Genomic DNA, 11297 nt, shown 5'->3' on the forward strand with positions numbered 1-11297 from the left:
CCATGTGTTCAATTACTCATGGCTCTCACTTAAAATTCAAAATTATTACGATGAAGGTTTTTTTGATAATACTTCTTTTATTTTATCTTCTCATCCGCTTAAGTAGTGGTATAATGCGCTTTATTTACCGCCTCTTAGGTCATCAAGTGCGCCAATATAATAGTGGGAACCAAAACGCCCATTTTCATAAGCAATCTTCTTTTCAAAAGGAGGGGGATATAAAAATCCAATATAAACCTGAAAAGAAAAGTAAAGATGCCCAATCTTTTAAAGGTGGAGATTATATAGATTATGAGGAGCTGAAAGATTAAAAGAACTAAGAAAGCTTAAAATTGTCAGCCACTTCACTTTTTTTCCCTTTGCAAGTTATTTTTTAGCTTTTACCCTTTCAAATTGTAAAACGTTATCTGCTATTCAATTAGGGGAATTTGTTACTTTAGGCAGAGTCTAAATATTAGATTTAACTCCAGAACTATTAGGAATTCACAAAATATAAATATCTTTACAAGCTTAAATGACCAAAAAACTTACAACTTACTGTGTTCTAGCAACTTAATATATTTCGGTTATTTTGAAAATAATCTTGAATAAGAGATTATTTAGTTAAGAAACTGAAATTTATAAATAATACAGAAGTGTAAGCATTAAGGACGTGGTGAATAATTAAACTATTCTCCACTAGAAATATTAATGTAAAAAGTTCTAGCCATGCCTTGGTTTACCAGAAAAGAAAAAGGAATAAGGACACCAACTGAAGCCAAAAAGGAATTACCTGATGGCTTATGGTATAAAAGTCCTGCAGGTAAAATTATTCACATGCGGGAATTGAAGAAAAATGCCTATGTGTGTCCCGATGATGATTACCATGTGAGAATTGGTTCGAAAGAATATTTTGAGATCCTGTTTGATAATAATGAATTCGAGGAATTAGATGAGGAAATTTCCTCTGCAAATCCACTTGAATTTGTTGATTCTAAACCCTATCCGGAAAGGATCAAAGCTTCTCAAAAGAAAACAAAGTTAAAAGATGCAGTACGCAGTGCGCATGGAAAAATAAACGGACTGGATTTGGTGATTGCCTGTATGGATTTTAGCTTCATTGGTGGTTCTATGGGTTCAGTAGTGGGAGAGAAAATTTCTAGGGCTATTTCTTATTCTTTAGAAAAGAAAATTCCATTTCTGATGATTTCCAAATCAGGAGGAGCCCGAATGATGGAGGCCGGGTATTCACTTATGCAGATGGCCAAAACATCAGCCAAGTTAGCCTTATTGGCAGAAGCTAAAGTTCCTTATATTTCCTTGCTCACCGATCCTACTACCGGAGGAGTAACCGCTTCATTCGCCATGTTAGGTGATTTTAATATAGCAGAACCTGGCGCCTTGATAGGTTTTGCTGGGCCAAGGGTAATTAGGGAAACTATTGGAAAAGACCTTCCTAAGGGATTTCAAAGTGCGGAATTTGTTTTGGACCATGGGTTTCTTGATTTTATTGTTGACAGAAGAAATCTGAAACGAAAACTCACATCCCTGATTAAAATGTTGAAGGAGAAATAAACTTAAGATAGAATGGCAATCCCAAAAGGATTGTCATTTTTTTGAGGAAGGATTCCCCTTTGATAAAAGCAAGGCAGCCTACCCCTACCCTTTTAATTTTTAGAATGCGATTAATTTCCCATCCTGTTTTATGTAATTATTATTTGACATATCGCTGCAATGCCACTTGTAGTTTTTGTGATATCTGGGAAAAGCCTTCTCCTTATGCCAGTCTTGAAAATGTAGAACAAAACCTCAAGGACCTAAAAAGGCTAGGTGTTAAAGTAATTGATTTTACAGGGGGAGAACCTCTTCTGCACCGGCAATTGGACAAATTTCTCGGAATTGCGCAAAATATGGGGTTTATAACTACTGTAACTACCAATGCCCTATTATATCCTAAATATGCTGAGCGTCTAAAAGGAAAGATTGATATGCTCCATTTTTCCCTGGATTATGGCAGTCCAGAGATGCATAATGAAAGCCGCGGAGTAGCCTGTTTTGATCATGTTATAGAATCAATCCAAATAGCTAAAGAATTGGGGGAGCGTCCCGATATTTTGATGACTGTTTTCGAAAAAAATATCGAGGAAATAGATAGTATCTATCAAGAAATCTGTCTTCCCAACCAATTGGTTTTAATCCTTAATCCTGTTTTTGATTATAATGAAACAAAAACAGGAGCCCCCCTTTCATTGGAGAGCTTGAATTCACTCTCAAATTGGGGAAAGAAAAAATGGATTTACCTCAATCAAGCCTTTATAGCTCTTAGAAAGAATGGAGGAAACCACATTAATCAACCTGTATGTAAAGCAGCGAGCTCGACAATTGTTATTACCCCTGAGAACAAATTATCTCTTCCTTGTTATCACCTTGGTAAAGAAGAAATATCAATCAAAGGCAATTTATTCGGAATTTATAAATCGGAGGAAGTTAAAAGCCTAATTAAGCAAGAAGGAAGGCTGAAGGAATGTGAAGGATGTGTGATCAATTGTTATATGCAACCTTCTTTTGCAGTAGAAATAAATAATTACTGGTGGAAAGCGCTCCCTTCTACCTTAAAATACAACATTAGAAAAGGAACCTGGAAAAGACTTATAAACCGCTGATTTTTAACAGTGTTTTAGTTGTTTTTTATTCTTTGAAATTTCCAATTGATTGAAAGTAAACTAATCCTTTAGCAGGCTAAACTAGAATTTATGACCCATCTCTAACTTTTTGGAATTCTAATTTTTTAAAGGAAAATTACCTTACAGGATTTTACAAAAAAACTACAGGAGTGTTGGATGTCTCAACCCAATTTAATGTTAGCATAAAAAAGCGATCTATAAGAAATTAAGGCCGAAAATTTATGCATCCTCCCTTACGGATTTAATATATTATAAATATATTTGTGCACCATTTCGGTGGGGACGATTAATGTTTTGTCAATCAAACAATTTAGCTAAATGACATCAATTGTTGTTACTTCAATAGTTGCTTTTACTATTGTAATTTTGCTGCTAGTTTTCATTCTCCTGTATGCACAATCTAAATTAGTGCAATCAGGTGATGTAAACATTCTTTTGAACGGAGAAAAGACCATTACAACAGGAGCTGGGTCTAGTTTACTGACCACCCTGGCTAATGAGAAAATCTTTCTTCCTTCTGCATGTGGTGGTGGAGGTACCTGTGCCATGTGTAAATGTGTGGTTTCCGAAGGAGGAGGAGAAGTTCTTCCTACAGAAGTAGGTCACCTGAGCCGTACTGAGCAAAAAGAGAAAGTTCGACTGGCCTGTCAGGTCAAGGTTAAAGAAGATCTAAAAATTGAAATACCTGAAGAAATCTTTGGTATCAAGAAGTGGGAATGTGAGGTTGTTTCCAACTACAACGTCTCTACTTTTATCAAAGAATTTGTTGTGAAGTTGCCAGAAGGGGAGCACATGGATTTCGAAGCAGGTGGATATATCCAGATTGATGTACCAGCCATTGAGGTGAAGTTTAAAGACATGGACATCAGTCCTAACCCGGCAACTGGTGATGATCCTAAGAAATTCTATCCGGACTGGGATAAATTCAATATGTGGGATTTGGTGATGAAGAACGATGAGCCTATTTTCCGGGCTTATTCAATGGCGAACCACCCAGCAGAAGGAAACATCATTATGTTGAATATTCGTATAGCTACTCCACCTTGGGATAGAAATGCAAACAAATGGATGGATGTGAACCCGGGTATTTGTTCTTCTTATGTATTCTCAAGAAAACCAGGTGATAAAGTTACCATTTCAGGTCCTTATGGAGAATTCTGTATTAACCCAACGGACCGGGAAATGATTTATATTGGTGGTGGGGCAGGTATGGCGCCTCTAAGAGCTCAGATATTCCATTTATTCCATACAGAGAAAACAAGTAGAAAAGTTTCTTACTGGTATGGAGGTAGGTCTAAACGTGAGTTGTTCTATATAGATCACTTTAGGAATATTGAAAAGGACTTCCCTAATTTCCAATTCAACATTGCCCTATCCGAACCTTTGCCGGAAGATAATTGGAAAGTGAAGGAAAGTATTGATGCCAAGGAAGGTGATGGTTTCACAGGGTTTATACACCAGGCACTTTTTGATAACTACTTAAAAAATCACGAAGAGCCAGAGGAAATTGAATTCTATTTGTGTGGTCCTCCAATGATGAATGCGGCGGTATTAAAAATGCTGGATGATCTGGGAATTCCACAAGAAAATATTCGATTTGACGATTTCGGAAGTTAATGTTAAAAACTTTGAAATTGCAAAAGGGAGAAAGTTGCGGCTTTCTCCCTTTTTTGTTTATTTAAGTTTAATTTTAAAATGCAGCCATATGGCTTATAATTTTTTTAAATTTTGGACAAAACTAGTCCCTGTTTAGTTTTCATCTATTCCCGTTTTTTATGGATTTGCACCTTTTCTTTTCGCCTGTTAATGAAGATTTATTAAAAGATATTGATGGTCGGAATTCTCTTCAAAAATATATTTCTCTTAATACTGGTAAAATGCCAGAATATTGGAAAGCAGACATCGCCCTAATTGGCTTGGAGGAAGAGAGAGGAACAAATAATAACAAAGGGGTAAAGGGTGCAGCAAACGAAATACGAAAAAAGTTTTATCAATTAAAAAAGGGAAATTGTACTTACAAAGTGGTGGACTTGGGTAATTTAAGAAACGGCGTTACCCTTGAAGAAACTTACCTTCACCTGAAGGAAGTATGCAGTGCTTTATTGGAAATGGGTGTTCTTCCTCTGATAATTGGAGGTTCGCATGATTTGGATTTTGGACAGTTTCAAGCGTATCAAGGAATAAGAAAACGTCTCACCATCTTAAATGTAGACGCCAAATTGGATATGGAAGAAGGAGAAGAAAAGGATATGAGTGATAAGCATATTCAAAGTATTTTTCTCCATGAACCAAACTACCTTTTTAATTTTATTCAAATGGGACATCAGGCCTATTTGACTGACCCCAGTTCATTAAAAACTTTAAGTAGAATGAATTTTGAGGCCTGTCGTTTGGGCGAACTTCGTCCAGAAATTAGAGAAGCCGAACCCCTTATCCGAAATGCCGATATGCTCAGTTTTGATGTTTCGGCCATTAAATCGGGCGATGCACCTGCCAATGCCAATTCACAGGTTTTTGGATTAACAGGGGAAGAAGCTTGTCAAATTTGTTGGTATGCAGGCCTGAATGATAAATTGTCCTCAGCAGGTTTTTATGAATATAATCCTGATTTGGATGATGCTCAAAAACGAACAGCCTCGGTTATAGCCATAATGATTTGGTACTTTATTGAAGGGTTTTACCACAGGAAAGGTGAGTTTGAAATAAAGGAAGAAATTAGTCTTAAATATGTAGTCGCATTAAAACATGATGGACAAGCCATCACTTTCTACAAAAGTAAGTTAAGTCAAAAATGGTGGATGGAAGTGCCTTATAGTACACCCTATACCGAAAAAGAGCTTAAGTATATTATTCCTTGTAGTTATTCTGATTATCAGATGGCCACGAAAGGGGAACTTCCGGACCGATGGTTAGGGACTTATTCAAAGTTACTTTAAGTAAACTTGTAGTTTATTTTTTATTTCCATATTTACCGTTCTTATGAAATCTAGTATTCTTGAATTTACCCCTTCACAATTAGCATTACGGAACGGACAAGACAGAGAAGAAATCTGGTGTGCCTATAAGGGGGATATTTACGATGTATCTCACTCCAGGCTCTGGAGAAGGGGCAAGCATTACGAGCACTGGGCAGGACAGGACTTAACCGAAGAGCTTCCTGATGCTCCACATACAGATGCAGTATTTGACCGCATGAAAATTGTGGGTAGGCTTATTACACAATAGTTAATGCCTCATCCGGAATTACTTTTTAAAGAATGTGAATTGTAATAAAGTGATCAAATTGATGCTAATTTAATTTGTCTAAATTAAATTCATATTGAATTTTTTGATTGTTTAATCCAAAAGGAAGAGGTAATGAAAATAGATCATCTTGCCATTTCTGTTGGAAATAGAAATAAGGTGGATGAGTTTACAGAATTAATCAGGAGCAATTGATTTGAAGGATTTGGAGAACCTCGAATAATTGGAGATGGGTATTTCGTGAGGGTATTATTGGACCCTGATGGAAATCATATTGAAATCTTGGACTAAAGTTAAAGTGATTTAAAACGAATTGACTTATTTACAATAGCGACCGAAGGTAAAAAGTCGAAAAAATCCTGTCTTTATATTTTTTTAACCCAAGCCAATGAGGCTTTTGAAAGGAGTTTCCAGATTTCTTTAAGAGACGTTTATTAGTCGCTTTTGAACATAAAAGGAAATGATATTAATAGCAGATAGCGGTTCTACTAAAACGGATTGGAGGACCATAGACCAGCAGGGAAGAATAAACCAAGCTAAAACCGTTGGAATTAATCCTTATTTTCAATCAGAGGAGGAAATCAGGGAAATTCTTACCAGGGAACTTCTCCCTCAATTGGAAGGACAGCCCAAACAAACTTTCTTTTACGGTGCTGGCTGTAAGCAGGAAGATAAGATAAAGAAAGTTAGGGATGCTTTCAAAAAACCTTTTTCAAATACAGAGATTCTCATTGAAAATGACCTTTTGGGGGTTGCACGAGCACTTTGTGGGCATGAAGAGGGTATTGCCTGTATTTTGGGAACCGGGTCTAATTCATGTTATTATGATGGAAAGGAAATTCAAAAAAATATCCCTCCTCTTGGTTTTATTTTGGGCGATGAAGGAAGTGGAACCTCCATCGGGAAGAGATTTTTAAAAAGTTATTTGAGAGAGCAAATACCCACTTCCTTAAGAGAAAGATTTGAAAATCGATTTCCACCTGCCTCTACAGATTTTCTCGATAAGGTCTACCAACAACCCTTTCCAAATCGGTTTTTGGCAAGTTTTGCAAAATTTCTCTTTCAAAATCTAAAAGATCCATTTGTCTATAGGTTGGTTTATGAAAATTTCCTTCAATTTTTTGAAGAAGTTTTAATGAACTATCCCAATTATTCTAAATTGAAAGTTCATTTCAGTGGTTCCATAGCTTTCTATTTTGCTAATATCCTTCGGCAGGTGGCTAATGAAAAAGGAATACATGTTCGAAATATAGTTGAAGGCCCGATTGCAGGGCTTACGCTGTATCACCAGAAGGAGATAAACAAGAAAAATTGAAAAATAGTTTGCTGCAAGGGCTAAATGTTAAATTAAATAACCATAGGTATCCCTCCTCAAATAATTAATCGTTATTTTTTAGTAGTTGCATTACAAATGGGGAATTGATACAAGTACATTATTAAGGCTAGAGGTATTTGAATTGCCCTAAACGCCACCAAAAATTATGCACGAGATTGAACCCTTTTATAAGTGGGAAAAATATTATGAATCTTCCCGTGATCATAAGTCTCCATTTTTTGGAAAAGAATACAATTATGATGTTTACTCCAATGTAATCTACAATTACTACATAGCTCCAGGGTGGGATTACATGGGGTCTGACACTTTGTATGTCAAAATCCTTTTTGCAGATTACGACAAGGCTTTTGTGATTCTTGAGTTTCTGGGAGAATGGAATGATGCTATTAATAATGATGTGATGCATCTAAAAAGAAATATAATTGATCACTTTGTTGGCCATGGTATTAAAAAATTTGTGCTTATTGGTGAAAATGTTCTCAACTTTCATGGATCTGATGATTGCTATTACGAAGAGTGGTTTGAGGATGTGGAAGATGGTTGGATAGCAGCGGTTAACTTTCGAGAACATGTAATGGAAGAATGGGGAAGTTATAGTATCGATTACTATATCAACATGGGTGGAAATTTGCAAATTGAGGATTGGCGTACTATGTTACCACAGGCTTTTTTTCAAAAGGTGGAGCAGCTCATTATCCGGAGAATTTCACCAGCTCTATGAAATTAGATTAGGCTTTTTGATATTCCTCAACAGTATCTACAGTTGCCATCTCGGAGATTAGGTATCTTTTTCCAGTGGAAACCTCTAAACATAAAGAACGGGTCCTCTTTTTTGCTTCTTTTTTGAATCTACGTCCTTGAAAAGTAAATTCTTCACCTATTCCCATATCCGATAAGTAATTTAAAGGAGCAGCTGACCCCTCATTATAATTTTTTAAGATTTTACATAATTGATGATCAGTAGTTGAAGATGCTTTTGGAGAACGCATGTGGGTGATCAAGGCCTTTAATAAATCCTCTGGAAAAATTTCAGGTTTCAACAAAGGGCTAAAAAGGCCTTTAAATGTCTTTTTCCATTCGGACCCGTGAGGAAGCACCTTATGCCCAAATTGCTTAGTTACTACTAAATGAGCTACTTCATGGATATAGGTTAAGACAAAAGCATAAGAATTTAAATTGAAATTAACTGTAATCTTATGAGTGCCATTAATTGGATCAAAGCGATAATCTCCCAATTTAGATAGGCGATTCTTGGTAATTTGAAAATGAAAGGGGTTTTCTTCCCATAGAAACACACAATAGTCAAGAGCTTCTGCGGGGACATAGTTTTTTAAAATACCTCTAAGGCGATTGGCGCTCATTTATTTTATTAAGAAAAGTAAGTCTTTTTTATCTCCTCTTTAATTGTGCCACAATTGGGATCGCAAATCTAAAGCCAGTCAAATTAAATTGACCGGCTTTGGATTTATTTATTTCTAAAAAACAATTTGATGGGTACCCCTTTAAAATCAAAATGCTTCCTCATTTTATTTTCCAAATACCTTTCGTAAGGTGCTTTGATGTGTTTAGGAAAATTACAGAAAAAGGCAAAAGTGGGTGTTTTTGATGGTAATTGAGTGATGTATTTAATTTTAATGTATTTCCCTCTATAGGCTGGAGGAGGATAATTCTCAATTTCCTTCAACATAGCTTCATTGAGCGTAGAAGTAGGAACCTTTTTATTCAAATTATCAAACACCTCTACGGCCAACTCAACCGCCTGAAAAATACGTTGTTTGTTCAAAACTGAGGTAAATATTATTGGAATATAGGATAATGGACCTAATTTTTCTTGCAATTCTTTTCGGAATTGGTCAGCTGTGCGAGAATCTTTGGCTACCAGATCCCATTTGTTGACCATAATTAAAACACCTTTTCGGTATTTATGAGCCAAACCAAGAATGTTCATATCCTGTGCTTCTAACCCCCGTTCGGCATCTAACATGATTATACAAACATCACTATCTTGTAAGGCCTGAAGCGACCGCATCACCGAATAAAATTCAATATCCTCCTTAACTCTTGATTTTCGGCGAATCCCTGCGGTATCGGTTAGAATGAACTCTTTACCATATAATTTATAATGCGTATTCAGAGAATCACGAGTAGTTCCGGCAATATCAGTTACGATACTTCTTTCTTTCCCAAGTAATACATTTAAGAAAGAAGATTTCCCCACATTTGGCCGTCCTAATATGGCAATTCTTGGTATGCCTTCATCAGGATTTTCTTCCCCTTCTTCCCCAAAATGTTTTACAACCTCATCTAATAACTCACCTGTTCCTGAACCATTGGCAGAAGATATAGGATAAACTTCTCCCATTCCCAGACCATAAAATTCTGCCCCCATGTAAGCACGTTCTGTATTATCAGCTTTGTTGGCTACAATAAGAACTGGCTTCTTGCTTTCTCGAAGTACTTTTGCAAAGTCTTTATCCAAGCCAGTTAGACCATCAAAAATATCAACTACAAATAAAATTACCGAGGCTTCATCAATGGCTTCTTTTACTTGCCCACGGATTGCACCTTCAAAAACATCCTCCGAACCACTTACATATCCTCCCGTGTCAATTACGGTAAAGTATTTACCAGTCCATTGAGCATAGCCATAATGCCGGTCTCTGGTCACCCCACTTTCATCATCCATGATTGCCTGGCGTTTTTCCACCAAGCGGTTAAAAAGTGTAGATTTCCCCACATTTGGACGCCCTACTATTGCCACTATATTTGCCATAACTCTTAAAAATCTTCCTCAAAGGGTAAGTTCTCACACCCAGTTTTAAAAATATTCCTTTTATTTTATTCGCTTAATTAATCAAAATATCATTTGGCGCTTATTTATGCGCATTTAGCTTTTTCAAAAAATATCAATCAATATTAAAAATAAATGACTTAGAAGCGCCAAATTTCATTTGTTGAGATAGCTTTTTAGTGTTTGAAATCACGGACATTATTTTAAAAAGCAGGATCTCATTTCTTAAATACTTTAATGATTATAACCGAATCGGTTTAATTTATTTTCTTTTCTCCTCCAATCTGGTTCTACTTTAACGTATTGTTCTAGAAAAACCTTTTTGCCGAAGAACTTTTCCATTTCTAGACGAGCTTCTTTGCCCACCTTTTTTAAAGACTCACCTTTATGCCCAATTAATATCCCCTTTTGGCTTTTTCGTTCGACAAAAATCTCTGCCCTCATTCGGATAATATTTTCGTCTTCCTTAAATTCTGTGATGGCTACTTCACAGCTGTAAGGAACTTCTTTTTTATAGTTGATAAAGATCTTTTCCCTAATAATCTCAGCTGCAAAAAAACGTTCAGGTTTATCGGTTAGTTCATCTTTAGGGAAAAAAGGTTCATGTTCGGGTAGTAATTCCATAATGGTCCCGAATACCTCATCAATATGCTGACCTTGCAGAGCTGAAATTGAAATATATTTTTGAGCCTTAACTTTCTCTTTCCAATAAGCCATTTTATCAGCTTCCTGAGTACCTTTACTCAAATCAATTTTATTGAGTAAAAATATAACCGGAACATTTGATTTATTTAGCTTGTTCAACACCTCGTCATTTTCTTCATATTTCTCAAAGATATCTGCAACCAATAGAATAACATCTGCATCTTCCAGAGAAGTATTAACAAAACGCATCATTGATCGATGCAATTCGTATTTCGGGTTTATGATTCCAGGTGTGTCAGAATAAACGATCTGAAAATCCTCTCCACTTAGAATACCCATGATCCTATGTCGGGTAGTTTGAGCTTTTGAAGTAATGATCGAGAGCTTCTCTCCTACCATTTGGTTCATGAGTGTGGATTTCCCCGCATTTGGCCTTCCTATAATACTCACAAAGCCAGCCTTATGTGATTTTGTTGTCATATTTCTTGAAACTATTTCGCAAAGGTACTTGTTTTTTACCAACCGGCCATCTACTTTTGTATTCCATTTGAGAAAAAGACGACCTTAAAGGATTTTTTTGAGGTTTTAAGATACATCGCGGGGTGGAGCAGTTGGTAGC

At 36.2% G+C, this 11297-nt stretch carries 11 protein-coding genes; 8 read left to right on the top strand and 3 right to left on the bottom strand.

Going from position 1 to position 11297, the window contains the following annotated elements; genetic code table 11:
- The 8 genes from E1171_RS16675 to E1171_RS16710 all read left to right on the top strand — a co-directional run.
- Positions 1-311 (top strand): DUF4834 family protein (locus E1171_RS16675; protein ID WP_155207188.1); only part of this gene is annotated, 311 nt, incomplete at its 5' end.
- Between the two features lie 397 nt (positions 312-708).
- Entirely contained in the window at positions 709-1554 is an 846-nt protein-coding gene (accD, locus tag E1171_RS16680; RefSeq protein WP_155207189.1) for an acetyl-CoA carboxylase, carboxyltransferase subunit beta, read from the top strand.
- Between the two features lie 104 nt (positions 1555-1658).
- Positions 1659-2642, top strand: a complete 984-nt coding sequence (locus E1171_RS16685; RefSeq protein WP_155207190.1) for a radical SAM protein — start codon at positions 1659-1661, stop codon at positions 2640-2642.
- A 339-nt stretch (positions 2643-2981) separates the two neighbouring features.
- On the top strand, positions 2982-4280 hold the full coding sequence (nqrF, locus tag E1171_RS16690) for an NADH:ubiquinone reductase (Na(+)-transporting) subunit F (protein ID WP_155207191.1): 1299 nt from the start codon (positions 2982-2984) through the stop codon (positions 4278-4280).
- A 158-nt stretch (positions 4281-4438) separates the two neighbouring features.
- The gene (locus E1171_RS16695; RefSeq protein WP_155207192.1) at positions 4439-5599 is read left to right on the top strand and encodes a formimidoylglutamase; all 1161 of its coding nucleotides are present in this window, start codon (positions 4439-4441) and stop codon (positions 5597-5599) included.
- Positions 5600-5642: 43 nt separating this feature from the next.
- On the top strand, positions 5643-5888 hold the full coding sequence (locus tag E1171_RS16700; protein WP_155207193.1) for a cytochrome b5 domain-containing protein: 246 nt from the start codon (positions 5643-5645) through the stop codon (positions 5886-5888).
- A gap of 478 nt (positions 5889-6366) precedes the next feature.
- Positions 6367-7221, top strand: coding sequence for an N-acetylglucosamine kinase (locus tag E1171_RS16705; RefSeq protein WP_155207194.1), 855 nt, complete (start codon positions 6367-6369; stop codon positions 7219-7221).
- A gap of 166 nt (positions 7222-7387) precedes the next feature.
- Positions 7388-7963, top strand: a complete 576-nt coding sequence (locus E1171_RS16710) for a hypothetical protein (protein WP_155207195.1) — start codon at positions 7388-7390, stop codon at positions 7961-7963.
- A 7-nt stretch (positions 7964-7970) separates the two neighbouring features.
- Here the strand turns inward: E1171_RS16710 and E1171_RS16715 are convergent, their stop codons facing one another.
- The 3 genes from E1171_RS16715 to era form a co-directional block, all read right to left on the bottom strand.
- Positions 7971-8603 (bottom strand): SprT family zinc-dependent metalloprotease, encoded by a 633-nt coding sequence (locus E1171_RS16715; protein WP_155207196.1) that lies wholly within the window; start codon positions 8601-8603, stop codon positions 7971-7973.
- A 104-nt stretch (positions 8604-8707) separates the two neighbouring features.
- Positions 8708-10015, bottom strand: a complete 1308-nt coding sequence (gene der, locus E1171_RS16720) for a ribosome biogenesis GTPase Der (protein WP_155207197.1) — start codon at positions 10013-10015, stop codon at positions 8708-8710.
- Positions 10016-10267: 252 nt separating this feature from the next.
- A complete protein-coding gene (era, locus tag E1171_RS16725) occupies positions 10268-11158 on the bottom strand; it encodes a GTPase Era (protein ID WP_155207198.1) in 891 nt (296 codons plus the stop codon).
- Positions 11159-11297 lie beyond the last annotated feature (139 nt).

It is taken from the genome of Xanthovirga aplysinae (assembly GCF_009711365.1).
Lineage (GTDB): Bacteria > Bacteroidota > Bacteroidia > Cytophagales > Cyclobacteriaceae > Xanthovirga > Xanthovirga aplysinae.

What these genes read in the sequence shown, in the direction of transcription:
- accD (WP_155207189.1), top strand. Translation starts at nt 709, where the DNA reads ATGCCTTGGTTTACCAGAAAAGAAAAAGGAATAAGGACACCAACTGAA.
- E1171_RS16685 (WP_155207190.1), top strand. Translation starts at nt 1,659, where the DNA reads ATGCGATTAATTTCCCATCCTGTTTTATGTAATTATTATTTGACATAT.
- nqrF (WP_155207191.1), top strand. Translation starts at nt 2,982, where the DNA reads ATGACATCAATTGTTGTTACTTCAATAGTTGCTTTTACTATTGTAATT.
- E1171_RS16695 (WP_155207192.1), top strand. Translation starts at nt 4,439, where the DNA reads ATGGATTTGCACCTTTTCTTTTCGCCTGTTAATGAAGATTTATTAAAA.
- E1171_RS16700 (WP_155207193.1), top strand. Translation starts at nt 5,643, where the DNA reads ATGAAATCTAGTATTCTTGAATTTACCCCTTCACAATTAGCATTACGG.
- E1171_RS16705 (WP_155207194.1), top strand. Translation starts at nt 6,367, where the DNA reads ATGATATTAATAGCAGATAGCGGTTCTACTAAAACGGATTGGAGGACC.
- E1171_RS16710 (WP_155207195.1), top strand. Translation starts at nt 7,388, where the DNA reads ATGCACGAGATTGAACCCTTTTATAAGTGGGAAAAATATTATGAATCT.
- E1171_RS16715 (WP_155207196.1), bottom strand. Translation starts at nt 8,603, where the DNA reads ATGAGCGCCAATCGCCTTAGAGGTATTTTAAAAAACTATGTCCCCGCA.
- der (WP_155207197.1), bottom strand. Translation starts at nt 10,015, where the DNA reads ATGGCAAATATAGTGGCAATAGTAGGGCGTCCAAATGTGGGGAAATCT.
- era (WP_155207198.1), bottom strand. Translation starts at nt 11,158, where the DNA reads ATGACAACAAAATCACATAAGGCTGGCTTTGTGAGTATTATAGGAAGG.